We start from the raw sequence: 26,372 nt of genomic DNA on the forward strand, positions 1-26,372 counted from the left end.
TTTTGTCTTCTTTTCCTGTTCCCGGAAAACAAAAAAGGGCAACGTTAAGAAAACGTTGCCCTTGTCTATTTCGATTGTTGACGTTTTATGCCAAAACTTCCTTCACTTTATCAGCAGCCTCTTGGAACTGCACCGCTGAATGTACGGCCAATCCAGAATTATCGATGATCTCTTTGGCCAATTCGGCATTGGTACCCTGTAAACGCACAATGATGGGCACCTTAATGGCGTCGCCCATATTTTTATAGGCATCCACCACACCTTGAGCCACACGGTCACAACGAACGATTCCGCCAAAAATATTGATTAAAATCGCTTTAACGTTGGGGTCTTTCAAGATGATACGGAAGGCCTCCTCTACCCTTTTGGCATCGGCGGTACCTCCCACGTCCAAGAAGTTGGCCGGCTCACCACCTGCCATCTTGATCAAGTCCATGGTGGCCATGGCCAACCCGGCACCGTTTACCATACAACCTACGTTTCCATCCAAATCCACATAGTTCAGACCTACTTCCCTTGCTTCAACCTCGATAGGGTTTTCTTCCCTAAGGTCGCGCATTTCGGCATAGGCTTTTCTTCTGTAGAGAGCATTGTCATCGATGGTTACCTTGGCGTCCACCGCCATGATCTTATCATCCGATGTTTTCAAAACCGGGTTGATCTCGAACAAGCTGGCATCACTCTGTTCGTATGCTTTGTACAAGTTGGAAACAAATTTCACCATTTCCTTGAAAGCTGTTCCGGACAACCCTAGGTTGAAGGCAATCCTTCTCGCCTGGAAAGGCAACAAGCCCAATCCTGGGTCAATTTCTTCGGTGAAAATCAAATGTGGGGTCTTCTCGGCCACCTCTTCTATATCCATACCTCCTTCGGTAGAGTACATCACCATGTTCCTGCCGGTACCCCTGTTCAAGAGCACGGACATATAAAACTCGTTTGTTTCGCTGTCACCTGGATAGTACACATCCTCGGCCACCAAAACCTGGTGTACTTTTTTACCTTCGGCAGATGTTTGTGGTGTAATCAGGTTCATCCCGATGATGCTACCAGCAAGTTCCTCCACTTCCTTCAAGTTTTTGGCAAGTTTTACACCGCCGCCCTTACCACGACCACCTGCATGCACCTGTGCTTTGATCACGTGCCATCCGGTTCCGGTTTCCTGTGTAAGTTGTTTCGCGGCCTCTACCGCTTCCTTGGCGTTGCGGGCAACAATACCTCGCTGGATCCTGACCCCAAAACTGGCCAAAATCTCTTTTCCTTGATATTCGTGAAGATTCATCTGTGAATTTTACTTTTGTTTGCCGACAAAAATAGAAAACACTACGGAGAAATTGAAGGTATTATGGAATTATTGCCAATTATTCGCCCATAATTCCGTGCTTTTTCACTGTCGGAACTCAAGGCTTAAAATCCTGAAAGTCCAAAGGGTCGAAATTTTTGAAATGTCCGTTCATTTCTATAACGGTTTTGGTGCGGTTGACCTCGTTCAAAATATTCGTAGTCGATTCCAAATGGGCCTTGATAAAATGCAATCGGTCAGTTTCTTTGGTCATCAACAGGAGTTCGTATTCCTGTTCAAAAGAAAGTCCCATTTTGTGCGCCAAAGAATAACTGTTGAACTGTTTGGGCGACGTCTGGGTAAAGGGGACATCCATCAAATCGTATAACATTTCCACTTTTTGGATTACCTCTTTCCTGAGATTGTCGTCGGCATCGTTCTCCATTTCCAAAAATTCCACATCTCCACCAGAGTACAATTTGCCATCCATTTGCTTTTCAAAACTGAGTATCTTAAACACCTGTCTGGCCACACAGACCACATCCATTTCCCCAGAATTGTAGGTAGTGACCACCTCCACCAATTGCACTTCGGTACCATAAGAAATGGAATTATTGATAAAAACGGGGATCCCAAACGTCAAGGCCTCTTTTCTGCAATCATGGATCAATTGTTTGTACCGATCTTCGAAAATATGGAGTGGTACGGTCTCACCAGGGTAGAAAACGGATTGCAATGGAAATAATGGCAGTTTCATTTTGTGGTTTGCCTAAAAGTACAATGTCCCAAGCAAAGCCACAAACAGTTCTCCAGAAAAGGATTGTTACAATTAAAACATTTTGTTATAAATATATAAAATATGTTTTTTGTTCTTGTATAACCCAAGGACTTACTTTAGATTTGTCCATTAAAGACGGATGTAGCATGAATTCCAAGGATTTATTGAAACTGGTTGACCAATACGGTGCCCCACTATATGTTTATGATGCGGATAAAATTGCATCGCAGTTCAACAGGCTTACCAATGCTTTTAAGGAAGTACCCAGCCTACGATTGAACTATGCAGCGAAGGCCTTGTCCAACATCAGTATACTACGATTCATGAACAGTTTGGGAAGTGGCCTGGACACGGTTTCTATCCAAGAAGTAAAATTGGGCCTATTGGCCGGATTCAAACCCGAATCCATCATCTTTACCCCCAATGGTGTTTCGTTGGAAGAAATTGAAGCCGCTGCCGCCTTGGGTGTGCAGGTGAACATCGACAACCTTTCCATTTTGGAACAGTTCGGAAGCAAACACCCCGACATTCCAGTTTGTATCCGTATCAACCCCCACGTGATGGCCGGGGGCAACTCCAAGATTTCTGTAGGGCATATCGATTCAAAATTCGGTATCAGCATACACCAAATTCCGCATTTGTTACGCATTGTGGACTTGACCAAAATGAATATCAACGGTATCCACATGCATACCGGTAGTGATATTTTGGATATCGATGTATTCCTTTATGCCTCTGAAATTCTTTTCGAGACTGCTAAAAACTTCAAGGACCTGGAGTTTATCGATTTTGGAAGTGGTTTTAAAGTACCCTACAAAGACGGAGACATTCAAACGAACATTGAGGAACTAGGGAAAAAACTATCAGCAAGGTTCAATGAGTTTTGCAAGGATTATGGAAGGAATCTGACCCTTGCCTTTGAACCTGGGAAGTTTTTGGTAAGCGAAGCTGGGTTCTTCCTCGCCAAAGTAAATGTGGTAAAACAGACCACCTCAACAGTTTTCGCCAGTGTGGATTCCGGATTCAACCACTTGATCCGTCCCATGTTTTACGGCTCCAGTCATGAAATCATCAACATTTCCAACCCTAATGGCAGGGAGCGTTACTATTCTGTTGTTGGATATATCTGTGAAACCGATACTTTTGGTAGCAACCGACGCATCAATGAAATTTCCGAAGGGGATATTCTGTGCTTTAAAAATGCAGGTGCTTATTGCTTTACCATGGCAAGCAATTACAATTCCAGATATCGACCTGCTGAAGTTTTGTGGTACAAAGGCAAAGGCCATTTGATTCGCGAGCGCGAAACCTTTGATGACATTTTAAGGAACCAAGTAGATGTTAAATCGCTATTTGAAGCACCCAAGAAAGAAACCGTAAACTAGAATGGGCACTATAGCCCTGTTGCTTTCCATTATTTTTATCTTTTTGGCCGGACTCCATTTTTATTGGGCGATTTTCGGCATCAAGGATCCTTCCGTGGTACTACCCACGAAGGAAAATGGTAAGTTTCTCTTTAAACCGGGCAAGTTGGGAACCGTACTTGTGGGGCTGTTCTTGAGTCTTTTCGCGTTCATTTACCTGAACAAAGCCATCAGTTTTACGGAACGTAGAGAGTTAACCTATGCTTCAGTAGCCATTGGTTTCATTTTTCTTTTGCGGGCCCTGGGCGATTTCAAATACCTGGGATTCTTCAAAAAATTGAGGTCGACCCGTTTCGCCCGAATGGACAGCCAGTATTACTCGCCTTTGGCCTTGCTGGTATCCCTTTTGATATTTGTTTTGGAGCTCTTGTCCTGAATACTTTTTTGGCACAATTTTCGTTAGCTTTGTATGGATGGAACGACAAAACGTTCATAATTAAGAAATCATGCGCAAGACATTTACCCAAATCAGTTTGTTTTTTCTTCTTCTTGTTGGACTGCAGACCAACGCCCAAGATATAAAATGGCTAAGTTGGGATGAAGCCGTTAAGCTTTCCCAAACCGACGCAAAACCCAAGAAAATGTTCATCGATGTGTACACAGATTGGTGTGGATGGTGCAAAAAAATGGACAAGGACACATTCCAACATCCCGATGTATCCAAATACATGCAGGCCAACTTTTACATGGTGAAATTGGACGCAGAGGGTAAAGATCCCATTGAATACAAAGGCAAGACCTTCAAGTTTGTCCCTTCCGGAAGAAATGGCTACCATGAATTGGCAGCCGCCCTTTTGCAAGGCCAGTTGAGTTATCCTACCGTGGTGTTCCTAGATGAGGAAATGAACATGTTGTCCCCTGTTCCCGGATATCAAAAAGTGGAGCCCTTTATGCAGATTGCCAAGTACTTTGGTGAAAACATCTACAAGGACAAGGACTGGCAAAGCTACGCAGGGAAATAGTTTCCCTAGAAAACCAAGCTTTTTATCTACTGTAATTCGGACTTTCTTTGGTGATGGTCACGTTATGCGGATGACTTTCATGGATACCGCTGGAAGTAATCTTTACAAATTGACCTGTTTCCTTCAAAGTAGCAATATCCTTGGCACCGCAGTAGCCCATACCAGCTCGTAGACCACCAATAAATTGGTGCATGCTTTCGTATAGATCTCCTTTGTAAGGAACTCGGCCCACGATACCTTCCGGAACCAATTTTTTGATATCATCTTCCACATCCTGAAAGTAACGATCCTTGCTACCCTCTTTCATGGCTTCCACAGAACCCATACCACGGTACGATTTGAACTTTCTGCCTTCATAGATAATGGTCTCCCCTGGGGATTCTTTGGTCCCTGCCAACAACGATCCCAACATCACTGTATCGGCGCCAGCAGCAATGGCCTTTGGAATGTCACCGGTATAGCGGATTCCACCATCGGCAATTACGGGCACCCCACTTCCTTTGATGGCAGCGGCCACTTCCAACACAGCGGAAAACTGTGGAAAACCTACACCGGCCACCACACGGGTGGTACAAATAGAACCAGGACCGATTCCGACCTTAACAGCATCGGCACCAGCCTCTACCAAGTATTTAGCAGCTTCGGCCGTGGCAATGTTACCCACAACCACTTCCAACTGAGGGTACGATTTTTTCACTTCTTTCAGAATACCCACCACACCTTTGGTGTGCCCGTGTGCCGTATCAATGATGATGGCATCCACACCGGCCTCAACCAGTGCTCCGGCCCTTTTCACAGCATCTGCGGTAACACCAATGGCGGCAGCAACGCGTAGCCTTCCATATTGGTCCTTATTGGCTATGGGTTTTTGGGTGAGTTTGGTGATATCCCGGAATGTGATCAACCCGATCAATTCATACTTGTCGTTGACCACCGGAAGCTTCTCAATTTTATTTTCCTGCAAAATAACCTCGGCCTGCTCCAAGGAGGTTCCTTCACCTACGGTCACCAAATTTTCCGAAGTCATGACTTCGGAAATTGGACGATCGTCGTCCTTCTCAAAACGAAGGTCGCGGTTGGTCACGATTCCGATCAATTTTTTATTGGCATCCACAATCGGGATTCCCCCGATGCTGAATTCCTTCATACTGGCCTTGGCATCCCTAACCTTGGAATCCAAAGGAAGCGTCACGGGGTCCATGATCATGCCGCTTTCCGCACGTTTCACTTTTCTAACCTTAAGAGCCTGTTGCTCTATGGTCATGTTCTTGTGCAGTACCCCAATACCTCCCTCTTGGGCCATGGCAATGGCCATTCGGGATTCGGTCACGGTATCCATCGCTGCGGAAACAATGGGCACATTAATGGTGATGTTTCTAGTGAACTTGGATTGGATATTGACTTCTCGGGGAAGTACTTCGGAATATGCGGGCACAAGAAGAACATCATCATAGGTTAGTCCTTCGCCAACAATTTTGTTTAGGTGGGCTTCCATTGCAATTACGGATTAATTGCGTGCAAATATACCACTATTTTTATTGAAATCAGCCTGCAATCCAAATAGAGATTATCTATGGCTTCATTCCAGATTTTTTAATCATTATTTAGAATGATTCTAATTTATTTTTATCTTTAAGGCACAAATCAGTATTATGTGTCAATCATTGAACATTCTTAACCGATCCAAAAATGGCGTTTTAACCTTTTGCAACCACACCAAACTGTTCCAACTGTTATTCAACAACCTCTGTTTTGAATTGTATGAGTGGGAGTTGGAGGCGCTAAAGGAGTACATTGAACAGTTGGATCTACCCTACTGGGAAAGCCATTTAAAAAATTGGTCGCACCATAGAAAGATTCCCATTTCCGTAGGTAAAAAGCACTTTATCATACTGGTTAACCGGGAAGAAGTACAGGAACTATTGGGATTGCTTTCCGTTGAGGATCCTGACATAGCGCTTTTGCATTATCAGGATATCGATTATCAGTTTATTGAGAATTGAGGAAAATCAATTCCCCTACTTTTTCGGTCTGGCACAGTGCCACAATACCAAACTGGCCGCTCCCGTAAAGCAAACCGTCATCAAAATTCCTGAAACGATCACTACATATTTAAACCATCCGATTCCTGACCACATCAAATAAATTCCACCAAAGGTGAGAATCACGGAAAGAAAGGGTTCAATGGTCAAAAAGAGCTTCCACTTTTTAGGAGCGTGGGTCATCCACACCAATCCACCCAACAAAAAAAAGATGAACGACATGGACAAAATATGGGTGTGTACCGTGGTGAGCATCTCCCTATCCCCTTTTTTGAACTTCATCACCGCTGCTTCTTCATCTTCTTCATTACCCAAGTAATTTTCCTCAATCCCACTCGGTGAAGTGGCTTCGGTATGTTGAATAAACAGCAGCCCGGTAAAATATCCTATGGAAAGAATTACCACAAAAGTGGCAATAAAGAGTCTAATCTCTTTGGGAAGGGTGGCCAAAAATCCGTTGTACGTCATCCTTGAAATCATTTAGGCCCCAAAGATAATTAATTTAGAATCGATATAAATAAATGACATGTATTCTTCAACCCTAAGGTCAATGATAGACCGAAAACAATTCGGTGGCCTTGTTGAATGCCGCCTCAAAAACCATCCAGTTCACACCTGTATCCGCTTTTTGGGAGGTAAAATAGGAAAGCATTTTTTCAGTGGGCATATTCCCCGTCAGTTCATCCTTGGCCATAGGACAACCACCAAAACCTTGCACCGCACCATCAAACCGACGGCAACCTGCCTTATAGGCAGCATCCACTTTTTCGTGCCATTTGGTAGGCGTGGTGTGTAAGTGCGCCCCAAACTCAATTTCTGGGTACTTGGGAATCAAATTGGAAAAAAGATAGTCGATCACTTCCGGTGTTGAACTTCCAATCGTATCGGACAGTGACAAGATATGGGTCCCCATCTCGGCTAGCCTCTCGGTCCAATCCCCCACAATCTCAACATTCCACGGGTCGCCATACGGGTTCCCAAAACCCATGGAAATATACGTGACCACTTTTTTGTCGTGTGCATGGGCCAGTTCCAAAATTCCCTTCAGGGTTTCCACGGATTGGGTTATGGTCTTATGGGTGTTCCGCATCTGAAAGTTCTCCGAAATGGAAAAAGGAAAGCCCAAATAGTCAATGGCCTGGTGTTCACAGGCATCCTCTGCGCCTCTAATATTGGCCACTATGGCCAATAGTTTGCTCTTGGTGCGGGAAAGGTCCAGCTTGGCCAACACTTCGGCGGTGTCCTGCATTTGTGGAATAGCCTTGGGCGAAACAAAACTTCCAAAATCAATCGTATCAAAACCGCAACCCAACAAAGCTTGGATATACCTCACTTTTTCATCTGTGGGGATAAAGGTCTTGATTCCCTGCATGGCGTCCCGAGGACATTCTATGAGTTTGATCTTTGACATAGGCAAACGTAAAAATAGCACTATTTATCCGATAAGATCAGATAAATGGCGATGCCAACAAAAACCACGATCTGCACCCATTTCAAATAGAATCCTGCCTTGTTATGGGTCGTCAAATATTTGGAAATACTTCCTGCCAATACGGCAAGAAAACTGAAAACAATCAGGGCACAAAGCATGAACAGTAATCCCAGGACATAAAATTGAAGTACGGTGTTCAATGTATCACTGAACAAAAACCCAGGAAAAAAGGCCAAAAAAAAGATGGTGACCTTTGGGTTCAGCACGTTCATGGTGAAACCGGTCATGAACAATTTTTTTGTGGATTTGGCCGGAGCCTTTTCCTTATTCAATAGGATGGATGCATCGCTTCGATACACCTTGAAGGCCAAGAACAACAGATACAAGGCTCCAAAAAGTTTGATGGCAAAGAACAAAGTATTGCTTCTTTTGATAATTTCCGAAACACCAAAAGCCAGCAAAGTGGTGTGAACCAAGCAACCCGAAACCAAGCCATAAACCGTGGCCAGTCCTGATTTTACCCCATTGGAAATACTTTGGGTCAGCACAAAAATATTGTCCGGTCCAGGGGAAAGGGCCAATGCCAAAGAAGATACCACGAACCCGATTAGAATAGGGTAATGTATGGTTTCCTCAGTGTACAAAAGCAAGCTGTGCATAACCTATTGCATCCGGTCTAAAATGGCCTTGTTGATTTTTTTAATAAGTGCTGGACCCTCGTAGATAAACCCAGTGTAGAGCTGGACCAAATCGGCCCCGGCATTCAATTTCTCAAGAGCATCCTCAGCAGAATGGATTCCGCCCACTCCAATGATCGGGAAAGCCTTATTGCTTTTTTCGGATAAAAACCGAATCACCTCCGTGCTTCTTTTGCTCAAGGGTTTACCACTCAAACCACCTTTCTCTTCGGTCAGAATCAGGTGGGTTTTTAAATCCTTGCGCTCAATGGTCGTATTCGTTGCAATGATTCCATCGATATTCGTAACCTTTACAATGTCAATGATATCCATGAGTTGATCATCCGTTAAATCCGGAGCTATTTTCAACAGGATGGGTTTCTCCTTCAGTTTGAGTTTTTTGGACAGCTTCGTATTCTGGCTTTTCAATTTTTTCAACAGATTCGTCAAGGGCTCCTTATCCTGAAGTTCCCGAAGTCCCGGTGTATTGGGTGAACTCACGTTCACCACAAAATAATCCACATGTTCAAACAAGGCTTCAAAACAGATCAGATAGTCCTTTATGGCGTCTGCATTGGGCGTCACCTTGTTCTTCCCTATGTTTCCACCGATCAACACCCTGTGTTTTTTCTTCAGTTGTTCGGCGGCTTCAAAAACCCCTTTGTTGTTAAAACCCATCCGATTGATGATGGCCTTGTCCTGCACCAAACGGAACAATCTTTTCCGTGGGTTGCCCGGTTGGGGCTTGGGTGTAACCGTCCCGATTTCCACAAATCCAAAACCAAAATCCGAGAACTCGTTGTACAATTTGGCATCCTTATCAAATCCAGCGGCCAACCCTACTGGATTCTTGAATTTCAACCCAAAAAGTTCACGCTCGAGCTTGGGATCGTTCAAGACGAAGGTTTTCCTAAAAAGAAAGCCCAGACCCAAGCTTGAAAAAATCCTGATGGCCCAAAAAGAAAAGTGGTGTGCCGTTTCTGGATCGAACAAAAAAAGGATGGGTCGGATAAGGATTTTGTACATCAAAAAGATTTTGGACAAAAATAAAAACTCTTGCTATGGATTGTTGTAATTCCTTCAATTTTCGTCAACAGACCTGTTTATGTAGATAGGACGCAAGGTCATCTGGTTGCATAGTTTTGTATACCGCTCGTATTGCGCTTCATTGAAGGTGCCCAACAGGCGTTTGTCCATCATGCGGATATTCTGTTTCATGCTATCCAAAATGATTTTGTATTCCTGTGAAACTGTAACCAACACCTCAGGGGAACTCTCCTCGTTCTTCTTCATCAGGTATTGGGCCTTTTCCCTCAACAGGTCATTTCGCACCTTGAGTTCCGCACTCCAGTTTTTAAGGTTCTCCTGTTGCTCTTCGCTGAGTTCAAACACCTTGATAATCGTCTCGTTGTCCTTTCCGCCCACACCCAGCATACATTCCATTTGGGCAGTACCCGAAAAACACAACAAGAGAAAAGAAATCAAACAAATGGGCTTCAATGCAGGTTGATTTAAATGATAGGGAAAGATACTTTTTTAATCCGTTGGAAATTCAAATATAGCCCAATTAAGCCTTATTTTTGGTGAAACGCCCAACATGGAAAAACTACTGCCCCGTTTTCTGGACTATGTGACGACCGATACCCAGAGTGACCCTTATTCCAAATCGACCCCAAGTACGGAAAAGCAATGGAACCTGGCCAAAAAACTGGTGATGGAGCTCCATCAAATTGGTCTGCAAGAGGTTTCCATTGATGAAAATGCCTATATCATGGCCACCTTGCCCAGTAATGTGGACAAGAAAGTGCCGACCATCGGGTTTATTTCCCATATGGATACCTCGCCTGATTTTTCAGGGAAGAACGTGAAACCGCAGATTATCGAAAACTATGACGGCAATGACATTGTGTTGAACAAGTCAAAAAACATTGTATTGTCTCCCGATTATTTTGAAGACCTGTTGCAATACAAGGGACAGACCTTGATCACCACCGACGGTACTACCCTTTTGGGTGCCGATGACAAGGCTGGCATTGCCGAAATTGTTACAGCCATGGAATATTTGGTGCAACATCCCGAGATCAAACATGGTAAAATCCGGATAGCCTTTACCCCGGATGAGGAAATTGGCAGGGGAGCCCACAAGTTCGATGTGAAAAAATTCGGGGCCGATTGGGCCTACACCATGGATGGCAGCCAAATTGGGGAACTTGAATATGAAAATTTCAATGCCGCCAAGGCCAACCTAACCTTTACGGGCAAAAGTGTTCACCCTGGCTATGCCAAGAACAAAATGGTGAATGCCATTGGCATTGCCAATGAATTTTTAAGCCTGCTCCCCTCAAGGGAAGTTCCTGAACATACTACAGGCATGGAAGGTTTTTTCCATGTACACAAGATTAAGGGCGAAATTGAAAAAGCCGAGATCGAACTGATCATCCGCGACCACGATGCCATACATTTTGAGGCCAGGAAAGAGTTGTTGAGAGACGTTGTGGACAAGCTCAACCAAAAGTACGGGGACTATACGAGTCTGGTCATTGAGGACCAATACCGCAACATGCGGGAAAAAGTGGAGCCCGTTTTTCATATTGTGGAGATTGCCGAAGAGGCCATGGAATCCTTGGGTATTGAGCCCATCATTAAACCGATACGAGGGGGTACCGACGGCTCCCAATTGAGTTTTATGGGCCTACCCTGCCCCAACATCTTTGCGGGCGGTCATAATTTTCACGGAAAATATGAGTATATTCCTTTGGAAAGCATGCAAAAAGCGGTAGAGGTCATCGTGAAAATCTGTGAGTTGACCGCCAGTCAAATCAAATAAGATGGAAAGATCGGAAAAACTAGAAGCCTTTTATGAAAAGGAACATCCCTTTAAGGACGGAATTGCGCTTTTGCGCGAGTTGGCCCTCCAAACCGATTGCGAGGAGGATTTTAAATGGAGTTTTCCAGTGTATACCGTAAATGGCAAAAACGTTTTTGGAATCAGTAAATTCAAAAACTATTTTGGTGTCTGGTTCTTCAATGGGGCCCTTATGAACGACCCTAAAAAAGTGTTGGAAAATGCCCAGGAAGGTAAGACCAAGGGCATGCGGCACTGGAAGTTCTTTTCTTTGGACGAGGTTGATAAAAAGGGCGTAAAGGCCTATATGCAAGAAGCCATTCAAAATCAAAAAAAGGGAATTGAACTAGCGCCTTCCAAACCCACAAAAGCCGTAATTCCAGACCTACTCAAAACCAAATTGGCCGAAAACGCAAGTTTAAAAAGTGCCTTTGACGCCTTTGCCCCCTACAAACAGAAAGAGTTCTGCGAATACATTGCCGAAGCCAAACAGGAAGCCACCAAATTGCGTAGATTGGATAAAATCCTTCCTATGATTGAAAAGGGAGTAGGCTTGAATGATGGATATCGGTAGGGCAATTTACAATGAGCAATTATGGAATTCCTCAATATATTTTAACCAGAAAACCAACTTCACTTACCTGTGCTGAACTTGATTCAGTATCGGTCGATATAAATCATTAAAAACGATTCATATCTAATGACGTTATGCACAATTTGATAAAGTAAAGCATCGCACTGAAATAGAATGACATTATGAAAAAGAAACAAATAAAACGAATACTCAGAATCGTATTTATTATTGCTAGCATAGGCTCTTTATACTTCGTGCCATGGATTTTGGTAAGAGCATGGATAATGCCACTGCCGGATACGGTTCAAGAACAACTTAACGAAGGAATTAATTATGGATTTGACGGAATGATTGTTTATGTGGACGAAGCGGGAAAGCCGCCGGAGTTTTATGCCGCAGGCTGGCATGACCGAAAAAAGAAAATACCTGCCTACCCGCAAGCCTTATTCAAAATAGCGAGTATTACAAAGTTATATATCGCTGTTGCTACCACAAAATTAGTTGAAGAAGGGCGTCTGTCTTTGGATAAAACACTTGCTGAATACTTTCCAGAACTTGCGGAAAGAATTGAATATTCAGACAAGATAACTTTGAGAATGATGGTGCAGCATCGAAGTGGCATTCCCAATTTTGTTGACCATCCTGATTATTGGATAAATCCACCAAAAAATAGACTAGAAACACTTGAATACGCCCTTGATTTGCCAGCCGACTTTGAACCAGGTGAAGATTATGGTTATTCAAATACCAATTATATGTTGATTGAAGACCTTATTGATAAAACGTTGGGCTATCCCCACCAGCAATACATCAAGGAGAGAATATTAACTCCACTTGGGCTGAAACACACTTTTGGTTCAATTAGTGAAGTAAACATGGACGATGTAATGAGCGGCTATTATGTTGGCCTTGAAACCGATTTCAAATATGAAGTTACAGGCTTAATGCTGGCTACAGCAGAAGACGTGGGTATATTCCTGAGGGCGTTAAACGATGGTTCGGTGTTTAATAAAGGTGAACAGGAAATTTATTCTTCAATTTACGTTTATGAACATACAGGGCTGATTCCCGGATATCAAAGCATTGCAAAATACTACAAAGACATGGACATGGTTGTTATCCAATTCAATAATACAACTAATTTTAATGGATATGACTGGAATTTAGCGGAAATCATTTATGGCCGAATTGTCAAAATATTAAAGAAAAACAGCTAATAACAATGTATATACAAAATTGGCGCGACATTAGTAAAATCAAGGGCTGTAACCTGCTTTAAATTTTGGCAGTTTGATAGGTTTGAAAACCACAATCGCCTATTTGCAAATACTCACCGATAAGTGCAACAAATAAATCTAAAACATAACAAGTCAAAACCTACCCCATCTTCGGAAACTTCCAACCGTTATGGTACTCCTTGGTCAAAAGGGCATCTGCCGTTGAGTGGTTGAACTTGCCTTTTTCGACATCCCAGAACAATCGCTCCCCCGTTTTAAAGGCGACATTGCCCAAATGGCTCACCATTGCGGCATCGTAACCCACTTTTATAGGAGCTTTTAATAGGGAGACATCTCGGGTTTTAACGGCTTCCAAGAAATTTTTAGTGTGTAGTCCCAAACCTTGGCCAATTCCTTTTTGCAAGGGAACCGGTTCTATTTTTGGGCCTAAATCTTGACTCCAATGTGGGCGGTCGTGCTCAGGGATCACCTCCCAACCGCCACGATCCAACACCAAGGTACCATTGTTCCCGATAAAGGCCACTCCATGGTTTCGACCGTAGTTTCCACCGTCAATTCCTGTAGCGTGTTCCCAAAGCAGGGAAAAATCGCCAAAATCATAAATGGTCTGTAGGGTATCCGGCGTTTCGGCCGCATCATCAGGGTAGGCAAATTTACCCCCCATGGCCATCACAGATTTGGGATTGGAGGCTTTCATGCCATACAGGGCATAATCTATCATATGCACCCCCCAATCGGTCATCAAACCACCTGCGTAGTCCCAAAACCATCTAAAGTTAAAGTGGAACCTGTTCGCATTGAAAGGCCTGCTTTGGGCAGGTCCCAACCACATGGCGTAATCCACCCCAGAAGGCACAGGACTGTTCGGCAACACGGGAATGGATTGCATCCACCCTTGGTAGGCCCATGCCTTTACCAATCGTATTTGTCCCAATTTCCCGGAATGCACATAGTTGATGGCATCCACAAAATGAGGCTCGCTGCGTTGCCACTGCCCTATTTGCACCATTCGGTCACTGGCATTCACTTTGGCCAACATAGCTTGACTTTCACCCACCGAATTGGCTATAGGCTTTTCGCAGTACACATCTTTTCCTGCATCAATGGCATCTGTAAGTTGTAGGCAATGCCAATGGTCAGGCGTTCCAATGATGGCAATATCGATATCCTTGTCCTCCAACAGTTTTCTATAATCGGAATACCATTTTGGCTTTTTGATGCCTCCCTTTTCCAGTTCGGCCGTTTTTTCACGCAGCACATTTTCATCCACATCACAAAGGGCCACCACTTCCACTTCGCTGTTCTGCAACATGGAGCTCAAATCGGAAAACCCCATCCCGTTGCACCCAATGAGTCCCACTTGTATCTTGTCATTGGGGCTGATGGTCCTTCGAATGGAAGCCAACATTTCGGTCGGGAACATAAAGCTGGCCCCTAGTCCGGCCATACCCAAGGAGCTTCTTTTTACAAATTGCCTACGTGTGTTCATGATCCTCAAATTTTGAATAAGGTACAAAAAAAACGTCCCTTGAAACGCAATGTTCCAAGGGACGTTCTTGATAAAACTTTTTGTACGCTATTTCTTTTCTTCGGGGGCGTTCAACTTTTTGCTCATTTCCATGGAAATGGCAGAACGATCAAACTTTAAACGGCCGGCCATGGTTTCGATGACACAGGAAAAATCCTTGTCGTTCAATTCCACAATCTTGCCATGAAGCCCACTTTTGGTAATGATGCGGTCTCCTTTTTTCAATTCCGAAGTAAATTTTTTCTCATCCTTCTGACGTTTCATCTGCGGACGTATCATAAAAAAATACGCCACGGCAAAAATCATGATCAGAGGTAAAAACTGTCCGAGGTTTTCCATTTAAATCTTCTCCTTATTTAACGGGACCAGCGGGCATCGCCTCCTTAGGGTTAACAAAGGCCTTGATCCTCAAGATTTCGGAACCTTTTGCTGTATTGGCGGTAACGGTGATGGTCTTGGTCACCTGGTTTTGTCCGGAACCGTTGAACTTCACCAAAAGCTCACCAGTTTCTCCTGGGGCGATCGGGGTGTTCTTTGGGTATTCGGGCACTGTACAGCCACAGCTACTTTTTGCATCGGTAATGATCAAAGGGGCATCACCTGTATTGGTAAACTTGAACACGGTTTCTTGTGGGGTACCCCTTTCAATGGTACCAAAATCGTGCTCGGAAGTTTCAAAGGTCATTACCGGAAGTTTTTTCTGTGCCTCATCCCTTGTAGTAGCACTTTCAACATTGTCCGCAACTATTTTGTTCGAAGCTTTGTCCTTGCAGGAAACCCCCATCAAAGCAACGGCTGCGATCAAACTAAAAACTGTTGTTATTCTTTTCATGATTAAAATTTGTTTTCCCAAAATTAAACAAATATTGTTTATTGGAGGCCCCTTCCTATTTTTTGCAGTTTTCCAGAGGCTTTGTACTCCTTGGCCAGCTTGTCCAAAACCCCATTGATAAAGATGCTGCTCTTGGGGGTGGAGTACTCTTTGGCTATCTCCAAATACTCGTTCAAGGTTACCTTTTCGGGTATGGAGGGAAAGTTGAGCAACTCACAAATGGCCATTTTCAAAATGATGGAATCAATCTCGGCGATACGATCGTTGTCCCAATTGGGGGTCTTGCCCTCAATCTCCTTTTCCCATTTGGCATCGTTGAGCAAGGTCTTGGTCAACAACTCATTGGCATAATCCATATCCTGTTGGTCCTTGAGCAATGCTGGCAAAAAGAATCGCTCCGCAGAGCTTTCACTGGCCTTCTTCAAGCGTTTTATGAGATAGGTGTTCACAATGGGGAAATCGTCCACCCAAGTAAGTTTCTCATCCTCAAAGTAATCGTATACCTTCTCATTTGGCGCAATAATCTCTCGATATAACTGTAGCACCACATCGCGGTCATCCTCGTAACTGTTCTTCCCGTTGGTCATGTAGGTCTTGTAAATGTCACTGGAGGTAACGTCCTTGTAGAGTATCTTGATATATTCCTCGTTAAGGTACCAATTGTTCAACTTTCGTTTGGAAAGTTCGTTTTTCAAGGATTCGTTGTTGGCAATCTGCAACAATAAGCGGTTCTTGACAAACTTTTCCCTGTCCGGATAGTTGTCCTCTTCGGTGGCAAGGTATTTTTTATTGGCGTGGCTGACATGTTTTTCGGCCATGCGATGAAGTTCGGCCAAAAGGCTCAAAACAAGTAGATAGAGCACATACATGTTATCTATACTCACTCTTAGGAATTTTTCCTGCTTCGCCAAGGAATCGTCCTTGGACTGGACCAATGCATAAATGCATTGCATCACTTTTACTCTGATATGCCTGCGGGTAAGCATTTTTAAAGAACTTTAAAGTCGTTGATTGGCTTTCACTCCGCAAAAGTAATCTTATATTTCAATCTTACCTACCAAAGTTGTTTTCTTATCAGTTTTATAACATTTAGTTTGTGGTCAATGCCATATATTTGCTCGATTGTCCACCTATAAAGACACTCAAAAAACTGCCTTTCCCCTCTATGAAGGAACTAAGACACCTCAATAAATACTTTAAAAAATACTGGTTAAAGCTGCTGGTTGGGATTTTGATCACCATCATAGCACGCATCTTTTCACTGGTCATGCCGTCGTATGTAAACAAGTCCATACAGGCTGTCGAGCAATTTTTGAACAAGACCATCACCCTTTCCGACGCCAAGGAAATGTTGTTGCAATACATTCTCATTATTGTGGGCACGGCCATCTTATCGGGCCTTTTCACCTATTGGATGCGCCAGACCATCATCAACGTATCGCGCTATATCGAATACGACCTTAAAAATGAGGTATTCGATCACTACCAACTGTTGAGCCTTAATTTTTACAAGAAACATAGGATCGGGGATTTGATGAACCGCATCAGTGAGGACATCAACCAAGTTCGGATGTACGGTGGCCCGGCCATCATGTACGGAATCCAAACACTGACGCTGTTTGTCTGTTTGATTCCCCTAATGTTCATCAAGGCGCCTACGTTGGCCGCTTATACATTGTTGCCTTTGCCAGTATTATCTGTGTTGATCTACCAGATCAGCAAGGTGATCCACAAAAGAAGTACCAAGGTACAGGAGTTCCTGTCCAATCTGTCCACTTTTACCCAAGAGTCGTTTTCGGGCATCTCCGTAATCAAGGCGTATAGCATAGAACCTCGCATCAATGCAGAACTAAGGGACCTTGCCAATGAGGGAAAAGATACTAGTATGGCCCTCGCCAAGGTAAATGCATGGTTTTTCCCCTTAATGATCCTGTTGATTGGTATCAGTAACATTTTTGTAATTTATATTGGCGGAAGACAATACATCAACGGACAAATTGAATCCGTTGGGATCATTGCAGAGTTCATCCTCTATGTGAACATGCTTACATGGCCCGTGGCCATTGTAGGATGGTTGACTTCTATCATCCAAAGGGCAGAAGCCTCACAAAAACGGATCAACGAATTTTTGAAAGAAGAGCCTTCCATCCAAAATGAAGTAAAGAAGTCCACTCCTATCCATGGTGATATCGAGTTCAAAAACGTGACCTTTACCTATGAGGATACCAACATCACTGCGTTGAACGGGGTTTCCTTTAAAGTGAAGGCCGGGGAAACCGTGGCCATTTTAGGAAAAACCGGTTCCGGTAAATCCACCATCCTCGATTTGGTTGCCCGGTTGTACGATACCACTTCCGGGGAAGTTTTGGTAGATGGGATTCCCGTGCAGCAACTCAATTTGGACAGTTTACGGGGTGCTATCGGGGCAGTTCCGCAAGATGCCTTCCTCTTTTCGGATACCATTGCGAACAACATCCGCTTTGGAAATGAAAATGCTTCTTTTGACGAAATTGTGAAAGTGGCCAAGCAAGCCGTGGTCCATAAGAACATTGAAGGATTTGCCAAAAAATACGATACCATTCTCGGTGAACGCGGCATTACCTTGAGTGGTGGACAGAAGCAGCGCGTGTCCATTGCCAGGGCGTTGTTGAAAAATCCAAAGATCTATCTTTTTGACGATTGTCTTTCTGCTGTGGATACCGAGACCGAGGAAGAAATCCTTAACAACCTCAAAAAAGTTTCCGAAAGCAAGACCACCCTTATTGTGAGCCATAGGGTTTCCTCTGCAAAAAATGCGGACAAGATCATTGTTATGGATAACGGCAAGATCATACAAGAGGGCACCCATGAAGAGTTGAACAACGTTGAGGGCTATTACAAAGAGCTTTACCTCAACCAACTCTCGGGTAAAGAATCATAAAAAAGTTGCTGAATTAGCATTTTTTTTACATTTTTGGTAACATAATTCAACATAGTACCAAATACACTATACCATATGGGCGAGAAAGATATCATGGACCAGGAAGAGATTTACTCGAAAGTCTTAAGGGCAGGGAGAAGAACTTACTTTTTTGATGTAAGAAGCACCAAGGCCGGGGATTATTACCTAACCATCACAGAAAGCAAGAAGTTTACCCATGATGATGGTTCTTTCCACTACAAAAAACACAAAATCTATCTGTACAAGGAAGATTTTACCGCCTTCAAGGAGATTATGGAGGAAATGATGGAATACATCATCGACGAAAAAGGCCAAGAGGTCATTTCCGAGCGCCACCAAAAGGATTTCAAGAAGGAAGAAGACGAGGAAACCAGCTTTAGTGAAAACGGTACCGCATCGGGTAGCTTTACCGATGTTGATTTTGACGACATCTAGACCTTATCTTTGAAAATATGGATGACGGCCTGCCTTTTTGCAGGCCGTTTTTTATTTTTGATCTATCCAAAACAATATACCATGGCACGTACTCCCAGTAATATGCTTCCCTTGGGGACAAAGGCACCTGAATTTGAACTATTGGACACGGTTTCCGATAAAATCCTGTCCCTTCAACAGGTGAAGGGTGAAAAGGGCACTGTAGTCATGTTCATTTGTAACCATTGCCCTTTTGTGATCCATGTAAATCCAGAGGTTTCCATAATCGCGAAAGAATATCAGGCCAAGGGAATCGGGTTCGTGGCGATTTCGAGCAACGATGTGGCCAATTATCCACAAGACGCCCCACATCTCATGAAATTGAAGGCCAGTGAAGAGAATTACTCTTTTCCCTACCTGTATGACGAAACCCAAAAGGTGGCCAAAGCCTATGACGCCGCTTGTACTCCCGATTTTTATCTTTTTGATGCAAACCTAAAGTTGGTCTATAGAGGGCAATTGGACGATTCCAGACCAGGAAACGGCATCCCACTTACGGGCAAGGACCTAAAAACTGCCATGGATGCGCTTTTGGACGGTAAACCCATCAGCGAGGAACAAAAACCAAGTCTGGGTTGTAACATTAAATGGAAGGAAGCTTAATATGCAGTCAACGATTCCTATTCTCAAGATCCATTTGGTTCCCATAGACAGCACCAATCTAGAGACCTATCTCACTGTTGGAACCCGATCATACCGTGAACATTATTTGCATTTATGGGAAAATGAGGACCCTACGCCATACATTTCACATGGATTGACCAAGGAAGTGGTTCAGCGTGAACTGGAAGACCGCAACAATCTGCATTTTTTGATCAATCATGACACCGATACGGTTGGCATCCTAAAACTGGTGAAGGACTGCGGCATAGATGAGATACCCAAGGAAGAAGCCTTGAAGGCCGAAAAAATATATTTCCTCCAAGAACATTCAGGGAAAGGATTTGGCAAGCAGGTACTTCAATATATTGAAGACTTCGCCCGTTCCATCCGCAAAAAAACAGTTTGGCTGGATACCATGCAAAAGGGCAATCCCATTCTATTTTATCAAAAAAATGGGTACACCATTAAACGGGAAAGTGAAGTGGTCTTGCCCAGAGCCAAGCCCTCGGAAAAGGCCATGTGGATCTTGACCAAAAACCTATAGGCTACCAGCCCTCCCGCTCTATCAGATTGGCAATATGTGCAAAATGATGGTTGCTGTGCCAAGCATACCGGCCCACATTTTCTTCCAACGTTGTTGCTACATTTCCATCAGGATGGATAAAGGAGCGTTTTAGGTCTTCTTTGGAGAGACCTTTCAACAAATAGACCAATTTGGCATGTATGGCCCTTAAATGATCCAGGGACATTTGAATGGGTGCTGTACGGGTGTCAAAGAGTTCGGCCCAAGCTTTTTCATCATAGGCTTTGATCACAGGATTTTGCTCTGTCAACGCCCATTTAAAACGAATGTAGCTGTTATGATGGCTATCGGAAATATGGTGTACCAATTGCCGTACCGTCCATCCTCCAGGTCGGTATGGGGTTTCCAACTGCTGCTCGTTCAGCGGTTTTACCATTTCCTCCAACCGTTGGGGCAAATGCTCCAAAACAGAGACCCATTCCTTCAAAAGTGGTTCTGTGATGACCGACGGGGCTTCGAATTTCCCGATCGGATAGCGAAGTTGTTCCAATGTATCATTTTCCATGGCCTAAAAATAATAAACTTAAGGTCGCAATAGATTACTTTTTGATTACCAGTTGAGCAAGGATTTTTTAATACACTTTTAACCAAAATTCGGTGCTGGTCCCGATTTATCTACTAATTTTGTAGGGTAATGATGTATCAACTCTAAAACAACATATATGGCAACTCTTAGATTGGGCGATACCGCTCCCGATTTTACTGCGGTAACCTCCGAAGGAACCCTTAATTTTTATGACTATTTGGGCGATGGTTGGGGAATCCTCTTCTCCCACCCCGCAGATTTTACCCCCGTTTGTACCACGGAATTGGGTACCGCGGCCAAGTTCAAAGGGGAATTCGACAAAAGGAACGTGAAAATGATGGCTCTCAGTGTTGATGGGGCCGATTCGCACAAAGAATGGATCAAGGATATCAATGAGACCCAACATACCCAGGTTAACTTTCCGATCATTGCCGATGAGGACAGAAAGGTTTCTGATCTGTATGACATGATCCATCCAAATGCCAATGATACCCTTACCGTACGTTCGGTTTTCATTATTGGTCCGGATAAGAAAGTAAAACTCATCTTGACTTATCCAGCCTCTACCGGTCGTAATTTTTATGAATTGTTACGTGTGGTGGATTCCCTGCAATTGACCGCCAACCATAAGGTTGCCACTCCTGCTAACTGGGAACATGGTCAAAAAGTGGTGGTTAGCCCAGCAATACCTACCGAAGAGGCCAAGGGGATTTTCACCAAAGGTGTGGAGGAAATCAAACCCTATTTGCGTTTAACGCCGGACCCAACAGCATAATTTTTTAAGAAATTATTTAAAAAACCCTAATTATCAATAAATTAAATGTACATTCGCGGTTCATTTAATTTTTTTAATTTTCATTATGAGTAAAGGAACAGTAAAATTCTTCAATGATTCTAAAGGCTACGGCTTCATCACTGAAGATGGTTCAAACAAAGATCACTTCGTACATGTCTCAGGTTTGGTAGACGAAATTAGAGAAGGTGATGTTGTAGAATTCGAACTACAACAAGGTAAAAAAGGAATGAACGCCGTTAATGTACAAGTTATAGATTAAGGTAGCAACACACTTTTTTATATGTCAAGCCCGGGCAAAAGCCCGGGCTTTATTTTTTTTACATTTTTTACGCAACCAATTTGGCATTCCCAATCTATTAAATGTAAACAAGCTTTGTTCCCCCATAACCATTAACCCTATATCCGTATGAACACTTTCTTTGGAGTACTTTCATTTCTTTTGGTCGTTAATGTTCTCTTGCTCTTTTTGAGCGTGAATGGGTCCAAAAAATAAAGGAAAACGAGCAATCTATACATTTCGGGCAATAGGTAGGGTATTTTTTCGTTGGATTGTTATACTATAAACACGCAACGACCATGAATACCTTTTTTAGCGTTTTGCTATTCCTTCTGGCCCTAAACCTTTGTTTACTCTTATTGAGTGTAAACCGATCCAAATAAAAAAGCTCCCATTGCTGGAAGCTTTCTTACTTATTTAGCAGTGAAGTATTCCTATTTCACTTTCATCAATTCAACATCAAAGATTAAAGTTGCATTGGGAGGAATTACCCCTCCGGCCCCGGCACTTCCGTAAGCCAAATGCGATGGAATCACAAAACGGGCCTTGTCACCCACTTGCAATAATCCAATACCTTCGTCCCATCCCGGAATAACCTGACCAATGCCCAATGTAAAATCGATGGGTTGGTTTCTTTTATAGGAAGAATCAAAAACCTGCCCATTGGACAAGGCACCCTCATAGTGTACAGAAACCGTTTTTCCCTTCTCGGCCTTGGGTCCACTTCCCTTTTGAATGATCTTATATCGAAGTCCACTATCGGTCTTGTCAAATCCGGCGGCCAACTTTTCCATTTCAGCTTCTGCTTGGGCCTTCGCCTCGGCAATTCGTTTTTCCCTGGCACCTTCAAAAACCCTAAAGGCCTCTATGGCGTTCCAGGTTTGGGCTTCGTCCCCTACCCTTACGATTTCCAGACTGTCGATGGTATCCCCTTGTGCAATGGCATCCACTACATCCTGACCTTCCACCACGTGTCCAAAAACAGTGTGTTTGTTGTCCAACCAAGGCGTGGCCACATGGGTAATGAAGAACTGGCTCCCGTTGGTACCAGGTCCAGCATTTGCCATGGACAATACTCCTGGGGTGTCGTGCTGCAACTCTGGATGAAATTCATCGTCGAACTTATAACCGGGGTCTCCTGTACCGGTGCCCAATGGGCATCCCCCTTGTATCATAAAGTCGGCAATCACCCTATGGAACTTAAGACCATCATAGTAAGGTTTTCCTTGGGGTCTTGCGCTATTTTCCATATTTCCCTCGGCCAGAGCAACAAAATTACCCACGGTTCCCGGGGTTTTATCATGGGTAAGTTTCACTAATATTTCCCCTTTAGGGGTATTGAACTTCGCGTAAATTCCGTCTTGCATTATTTTCTTTTTAATAGGATTATTCGATTTCTCGACCCTTGGGTTTTTCCAAGGGTGCAAAGGTAAGGGTTTTATAGTGCAATACCTTGGAAAGCTATAGATTAAAGCATGAAAAGGAAAGGACAATCATTCGGTATGGCCATGGGGACAACCATCAATTTAAACCAAATGTTTGAAAGTCATAATTGTTGTTCCCCAGATTACAGAGGTTTATCGAACTCGTTTAAAAAAATAGTACATTTAATTCAAAATGAACATGGTACAGGACATTTTCCATAAGTACTCGTTATACCCATAAGTCCAATTCTTTATGTCAATACAATCATTAACAGTTACCATACACATGGTTTCCAGTTTGGATGGATTCATAGCCAAAAAAGACAATAGCATCTCTTGGTTCGAGACATCGGACAGTTATGAAAAAGGTGTTTCAGGACAAGATCCGGAAGAATTTCTCAAGACGATTGATTGTTATGTAATGGGGTCCAAAACCTATGAACACGCTTTGGAACTTTCCAAATCATATGGTTGGGCGTATGGGGACAAACCTACCATCGTGGTCACTAAACGGAAACTTCCCAATGAAAGATCCAATATCGAATTTTATGCTGGCAACCTCAACAAACTTGTAGTAGAACAACTAAGGCCAAAGTATAAAAATGTTTGGGTCGTGGGTGGCGCAGAGCTTGCCAAAGATTTTATTATCAACAAATTGACAGATGAAATACGAATCAGCATCTTACCTATCATATTGGGGGGCGGATTGCCCTTTTTTGACCATCTTGGGCAAGAATTGCCCCTTCACCTAAAGGATACCACAGCCTATAAAAATGGAATGGTGGAACTCCGCTACGAAATCAAGAAATGGCCTGTAATAAATATGCCACTGACATACCATAAAGATGGCAAGTAAAAACGCAGAATGGAAAATTTAAACCAACGTATTGAGAACCACTACTTAAAAGAGGGGCTTTATGAAGACATTGTTAATCGCCTTAAAGAACAGAACATTCCCCTGGATAAAGTAAAAAGGTCCGATATTGCTGGGGTTGATGAGTTCCATGTACGTGGGGCAATAGTATCCAAGGAGCTTGCGAACAGTATCGATTTAGATGGACTGCATGTCTTGGACATAGGCTGCGGATTGGGCGGACCATGTAGGATGCTGGTAGAAGAACATGGTTGCAGGACCTCGGGCATCGATCTGAGCCACGAATATATCAGGACGGCAAAAAAGTTATCGGAATTGGTGAATTTGGATCAGGGAACATCCTTTGTACAAGGGAATGCCACTCAACTTCCCTTTCAAGACAACAGTTTTGATATTGTTTGGACACAACACGTGCAAATGAACATTCCTGACAAGAAAAAATTCTATTCGGAAATAAATAGGGTTTTAAAAAACGGGGGGCGTTTTATATTTTACGACATCTTACAAAAAGGAGATGGACAAATAAACTATCCCATGCCCTGGGCCAGCAATGCCCATCTTAGCTTCTTGTTCAAAACCAAAGAAATGGATGATCTGTTGAAGGAGTTTGGTTTTATCGAAGAACAGTCCGTTGACCAAACTCAGGCAGGAATCGATTTTTTTGAGTCCCTTCTGGCCAGATTGAAAGAATCCGGACCTCCCAAAATGGGACTGAACGTTCTAATGGGGGAAACCACAAAACCGAAGTTGATGAATCTTCTTTTCCACTTAAAGTCCGGCGAGCTTGAACTAAAAAGTGGGGTATACAAAAAACCATGACCATCACAAAAACCTATTATTTGAACCAAATGCAATCCTAATGCAAAAATTTCTTTTTTTATTTATCACAACCATGGGACTTGCTACCGCTTCGGCCTCCACCGTGGATACCGTGGCCATTTACAGTCCTTCCATGCAAAAGACCATTAAATGTGTCATCATAAAACCAAACCACTACGATGATTCGACCACTCGCTATCCCGTGGCGTATCTATTGCACGGCTACAGCGGTTCCTATGCCTCTTGGGTGGAAACTGCCCCAAACCTAAAGGAATATGCAGATGACCATCAAATGATCTTGGTATGCCCCGACGGCGGATACAACAGTTGGTATTTTGACAGCCCCATCAATCCCGAGCGTAAATACGAGACACATGTGAGCAAAGAGGTGGTTTCCTATGTCGATGATCATTACCGGACCATTCCCGATCGCAACCATAGGGCCATAACCGGATTGAGTATGGGCGGCCATGGGGCCTTTTATCTTGGATTGCGACATCCAGATATTTTCGGAGCCATAGGCAGTACCAGTGGTGGGGTGGACATTACTCCTTTCAAGACCAATTGGGAAATTTCAGAACAGATCGGGGACACCATCAACCATAAGGATAATTGGAAAAACATGACCATCATAAATATGATAGACAAATACCCTACCGATGATCTGTCCATCATTTTTGATTGCGGTACCGATGATTTCTTCTATAAAGTGAACAAGGCCCTACATAAAAAAATGCTGGATATGCATATTCCCCACGATTATATTGAACGACCTGGTGAACACAACGGGGAATACTGGAAAAATTCCATAGAATATCAACTGCTCTTCTTCAAAAATTTCTTTGCAAGAAATCCTGATGAAAAATAACACAAAAGATTACTCTTGAAATGAAAGAGCATATAGCCTCATGTTGAAAAACCATATGGTAAACACAACTCGAGAACTCAAAAAGCTTATTTTAAACAAAAAAATAAAACTAATGATTATAAGAAAAATTATAGGAGTACTTATCGGATACACAATTTTTGTAGTGACCTCATTGGCATTTTTCAACCTGACAGCCCAAAACCCACATGCTGACCCAACTATCGGCTTTGCAGTCTTGACGGCTTTGTACGGCGCCGTTGCTTCCTTCCTTTCCGGTCTTGTTGCCCAGTGGATAGCAAAAGGGGCGAATCTGAAGACCAATTATATATTGGCTGGAATCATTGCCGGTTTCGCGGCCTTCTCAGTATTTAAATCGGAAGGCAATCACTATACACAACTGCTTGCCATTTTTGTTTTTGCCCCGGTTTCCATCTTGGGAGGAGCCTATCTTTTAAAACGTCGAAAAAGTATGTAGGCGAAATATTTTTGGATTCCAAAAAATTGGAACAATACTATTTATAATTCTATAATGGATTGCCGTAACCAAAATTCCGCTCTTTTTAGTAATTTGTAGAA

The 26,372-nt window shown here is 43.2% G+C and carries 31 protein-coding genes; 17 read left to right on the forward strand and 14 right to left on the reverse strand.

Annotation, left to right across the window (positions count from 1 at the left end; genetic code table 11):
- Positions 1–85: 85 nt before the first annotated feature.
- Positions 86–1,279, reverse strand: coding sequence for an ADP-forming succinate--CoA ligase subunit beta (gene sucC / locus D2V05_RS07185; protein ID WP_119640821.1), 1,194 nt, complete (start codon positions 1,277–1,279; stop codon positions 86–88).
- Positions 1,280–1,397: 118 nt separating this feature from the next.
- Positions 1,398–2,036 carry an LON peptidase substrate-binding domain-containing protein gene (locus D2V05_RS07190; RefSeq protein WP_119647047.1) on the reverse strand — a complete coding sequence of 213 codons (639 nt, stop codon included), beginning with the start codon at positions 2,034–2,036 and terminating at the stop codon, positions 1,398–1,400.
- Positions 2,037–2,203: 167 nt separating this feature from the next.
- On the opposite strand from D2V05_RS07190, the gene lysA reads away from it, so the two are divergent.
- The 3 genes from lysA to D2V05_RS07205 all read left to right on the forward strand — a co-directional run bounded on the left by lysA (position 2,204) and on the right by D2V05_RS07205 (position 4,443).
- Positions 2,204–3,442 (forward strand): diaminopimelate decarboxylase, encoded by a 1,239-nt coding sequence (gene lysA / locus D2V05_RS07195; protein ID WP_119647048.1) that lies wholly within the window; start codon positions 2,204–2,206, stop codon positions 3,440–3,442.
- Position 3,443: 1 nt separating this feature from the next.
- On the forward strand, positions 3,444–3,857 hold the full coding sequence (locus tag D2V05_RS07200) for a DUF3995 domain-containing protein (protein ID WP_119647049.1): 414 nt from the start codon (positions 3,444–3,446) through the stop codon (positions 3,855–3,857).
- 70 nt (positions 3,858–3,927) lie between these two features.
- Entirely contained in the window at positions 3,928–4,443 is a 516-nt protein-coding gene (locus tag D2V05_RS07205; protein WP_119647050.1) for a thioredoxin family protein, read from the forward strand.
- 22 nt (positions 4,444–4,465) lie between these two features.
- Here D2V05_RS07205 and guaB read toward each other — a convergent pair whose 3' ends face one another.
- Positions 4,466–5,938, reverse strand: coding sequence for an IMP dehydrogenase (gene guaB, locus D2V05_RS07210; protein ID WP_119647051.1), 1,473 nt, complete (start codon positions 5,936–5,938; stop codon positions 4,466–4,468).
- Positions 5,939–6,095: 157 nt separating this feature from the next.
- Between guaB and D2V05_RS07215 the strand changes: the two genes are divergently transcribed.
- A complete protein-coding gene (locus tag D2V05_RS07215; RefSeq protein WP_119647052.1) occupies positions 6,096–6,446 on the forward strand; it encodes a DUF6686 family protein in 351 nt (116 codons plus the stop codon).
- Positions 6,447–6,461: 15 nt separating this feature from the next.
- Here D2V05_RS07215 and D2V05_RS07220 read toward each other — a convergent pair whose 3' ends face one another.
- The 5 genes from D2V05_RS07220 to D2V05_RS07240 all read right to left on the reverse strand — a co-directional run bounded on the left by D2V05_RS07220 (position 6,462) and on the right by D2V05_RS07240 (position 10,094).
- Positions 6,462–6,953, reverse strand: coding sequence for a hypothetical protein (locus tag D2V05_RS07220; protein ID WP_119647053.1), 492 nt, complete (start codon positions 6,951–6,953; stop codon positions 6,462–6,464).
- Positions 6,954–7,032: 79 nt separating this feature from the next.
- Positions 7,033–7,896 carry a hydroxymethylglutaryl-CoA lyase gene (locus tag D2V05_RS07225; protein WP_119647054.1) on the reverse strand — a complete coding sequence of 288 codons (864 nt, stop codon included), beginning with the start codon at positions 7,894–7,896 and terminating at the stop codon, positions 7,033–7,035.
- A gap of 20 nt (positions 7,897–7,916) precedes the next feature.
- Positions 7,917–8,576, reverse strand: a complete 660-nt coding sequence (locus D2V05_RS07230) for a LysE family translocator (RefSeq protein WP_119647055.1) — start codon at positions 8,574–8,576, stop codon at positions 7,917–7,919.
- A gap of 3 nt (positions 8,577–8,579) precedes the next feature.
- A complete protein-coding gene (locus D2V05_RS07235; protein ID WP_119647056.1) occupies positions 8,580–9,620 on the reverse strand; it encodes a quinone-dependent dihydroorotate dehydrogenase in 1,041 nt (346 codons plus the stop codon).
- A gap of 54 nt (positions 9,621–9,674) precedes the next feature.
- Entirely contained in the window at positions 9,675–10,094 is a 420-nt protein-coding gene (locus D2V05_RS07240) for a hypothetical protein (protein ID WP_119647057.1), read from the reverse strand.
- Positions 10,095–10,191: 97 nt separating this feature from the next.
- Here D2V05_RS07240 and pepT point away from each other — a divergent pair, with 97 nt between their 5' ends.
- From pepT to D2V05_RS07255, 3 genes are all read left to right on the forward strand, one after another.
- A complete protein-coding gene (gene pepT / locus D2V05_RS07245) occupies positions 10,192–11,421 on the forward strand; it encodes a peptidase T (protein ID WP_119647058.1) in 1,230 nt (409 codons plus the stop codon).
- A 1-nt stretch (position 11,422) separates the two neighbouring features.
- Positions 11,423–12,013, forward strand: a complete 591-nt coding sequence (locus D2V05_RS07250; RefSeq protein WP_119647059.1) for a YdeI/OmpD-associated family protein — start codon at positions 11,423–11,425, stop codon at positions 12,011–12,013.
- 182 nt (positions 12,014–12,195) lie between these two features.
- Positions 12,196–13,230 (forward strand): serine hydrolase domain-containing protein, encoded by a 1,035-nt coding sequence (locus D2V05_RS07255; RefSeq protein ID WP_119647060.1) that lies wholly within the window; start codon positions 12,196–12,198, stop codon positions 13,228–13,230.
- Between the two features lie 160 nt (positions 13,231–13,390).
- Here the strand turns inward: D2V05_RS07255 and D2V05_RS07260 are convergent, their stop codons facing one another.
- The 4 genes from D2V05_RS07260 to nusB form a co-directional block, all read right to left on the reverse strand.
- Positions 13,391–14,740, reverse strand: coding sequence for a Gfo/Idh/MocA family protein (locus D2V05_RS07260; RefSeq protein ID WP_119647061.1), 1,350 nt, complete (start codon positions 14,738–14,740; stop codon positions 13,391–13,393).
- Between the two features lie 87 nt (positions 14,741–14,827).
- Entirely contained in the window at positions 14,828–15,118 is a 291-nt protein-coding gene (yajC, locus tag D2V05_RS07265; protein ID WP_119640841.1) for a preprotein translocase subunit YajC, read from the reverse strand.
- A 13-nt stretch (positions 15,119–15,131) separates the two neighbouring features.
- Complete coding sequence (locus tag D2V05_RS07270) at positions 15,132–15,611, reverse strand: DUF1573 domain-containing protein (RefSeq protein ID WP_119647062.1); 480 nt, start codon at positions 15,609–15,611, stop codon at positions 15,132–15,134.
- 38 nt (positions 15,612–15,649) lie between these two features.
- Positions 15,650–16,597 carry a transcription antitermination factor NusB gene (nusB, locus tag D2V05_RS07275; RefSeq protein ID WP_119647063.1) on the reverse strand — a complete coding sequence of 316 codons (948 nt, stop codon included), beginning with the start codon at positions 16,595–16,597 and terminating at the stop codon, positions 15,650–15,652.
- A 179-nt stretch (positions 16,598–16,776) separates the two neighbouring features.
- Here nusB and D2V05_RS07280 point away from each other — a divergent pair, with 179 nt between their 5' ends.
- The 4 genes from D2V05_RS07280 (at position 16,777) to D2V05_RS07295 (ending at position 20,173) form a co-directional block, all read left to right on the forward strand.
- Positions 16,777–18,531: an ABC transporter ATP-binding protein gene (locus D2V05_RS07280; RefSeq protein ID WP_119647064.1), complete on the forward strand. Its 1,755-nt coding sequence runs from the start codon at positions 16,777–16,779 to the stop codon at positions 18,529–18,531.
- A 75-nt stretch (positions 18,532–18,606) separates the two neighbouring features.
- Positions 18,607–18,987 (forward strand): PUR family DNA/RNA-binding protein, encoded by a 381-nt coding sequence (locus D2V05_RS07285; protein ID WP_119640844.1) that lies wholly within the window; start codon positions 18,607–18,609, stop codon positions 18,985–18,987.
- An 81-nt stretch (positions 18,988–19,068) separates the two neighbouring features.
- Positions 19,069–19,629, forward strand: coding sequence for a thioredoxin family protein (locus D2V05_RS07290; protein WP_119647131.1), 561 nt, complete (start codon positions 19,069–19,071; stop codon positions 19,627–19,629).
- A 1-nt stretch (position 19,630) separates the two neighbouring features.
- Positions 19,631–20,173 (forward strand): GNAT family N-acetyltransferase, encoded by a 543-nt coding sequence (locus tag D2V05_RS07295; protein WP_183114798.1) that lies wholly within the window; start codon positions 19,631–19,633, stop codon positions 20,171–20,173.
- A 1-nt stretch (position 20,174) separates the two neighbouring features.
- On the opposite strand, the gene D2V05_RS07300 is transcribed toward D2V05_RS07295, so the two are convergent.
- Positions 20,175–20,717 carry a YfiT family bacillithiol transferase gene (locus D2V05_RS07300; protein ID WP_119647066.1) on the reverse strand — a complete coding sequence of 181 codons (543 nt, stop codon included), beginning with the start codon at positions 20,715–20,717 and terminating at the stop codon, positions 20,175–20,177.
- A gap of 157 nt (positions 20,718–20,874) precedes the next feature.
- Here D2V05_RS07300 and D2V05_RS07305 point away from each other — a divergent pair, with 157 nt between their 5' ends.
- Together D2V05_RS07305 and D2V05_RS07310 are read left to right on the forward strand one after the other, a co-directional pair.
- Positions 20,875–21,513: a peroxiredoxin gene (locus D2V05_RS07305; RefSeq protein ID WP_119640847.1), complete on the forward strand. Its 639-nt coding sequence runs from the start codon at positions 20,875–20,877 to the stop codon at positions 21,511–21,513.
- Between the two features lie 85 nt (positions 21,514–21,598).
- On the forward strand, positions 21,599–21,793 hold the full coding sequence (locus tag D2V05_RS07310; RefSeq protein WP_119640848.1) for a cold-shock protein: 195 nt from the start codon (positions 21,599–21,601) through the stop codon (positions 21,791–21,793).
- 452 nt (positions 21,794–22,245) lie between these two features.
- Here D2V05_RS07310 and D2V05_RS07315 read toward each other — a convergent pair whose 3' ends face one another.
- Positions 22,246–23,178, reverse strand: a complete 933-nt coding sequence (locus D2V05_RS07315; protein ID WP_119647067.1) for a peptidylprolyl isomerase — start codon at positions 23,176–23,178, stop codon at positions 22,246–22,248.
- 310 nt (positions 23,179–23,488) lie between these two features.
- Here D2V05_RS07315 and D2V05_RS07320 point away from each other — a divergent pair, with 310 nt between their 5' ends.
- The 4 genes from D2V05_RS07320 (at position 23,489) to D2V05_RS07335 (ending at position 26,271) form a co-directional block, all read left to right on the forward strand.
- A complete protein-coding gene (locus D2V05_RS07320) occupies positions 23,489–24,091 on the forward strand; it encodes a dihydrofolate reductase family protein (protein WP_220473541.1) in 603 nt (200 codons plus the stop codon).
- A gap of 9 nt (positions 24,092–24,100) precedes the next feature.
- Positions 24,101–24,928, forward strand: coding sequence for a class I SAM-dependent methyltransferase (locus D2V05_RS07325; protein WP_119647069.1), 828 nt, complete (start codon positions 24,101–24,103; stop codon positions 24,926–24,928).
- Positions 24,929–24,968: 40 nt separating this feature from the next.
- On the forward strand, positions 24,969–25,796 hold the full coding sequence (locus D2V05_RS07330; protein WP_119647070.1) for an alpha/beta hydrolase: 828 nt from the start codon (positions 24,969–24,971) through the stop codon (positions 25,794–25,796).
- Positions 25,797–25,908: 112 nt separating this feature from the next.
- Entirely contained in the window at positions 25,909–26,271 is a 363-nt protein-coding gene (locus tag D2V05_RS07335; RefSeq protein ID WP_147378246.1) for a hypothetical protein, read from the forward strand.
- Positions 26,272–26,372: the final 101 nt, after the last annotated feature.

It is taken from the genome of Flagellimonas pelagia (genome assembly GCF_003584135.1).
Lineage (GTDB): Bacteria > Bacteroidota > Bacteroidia > Flavobacteriales > Flavobacteriaceae > Flagellimonas > Flagellimonas pelagia.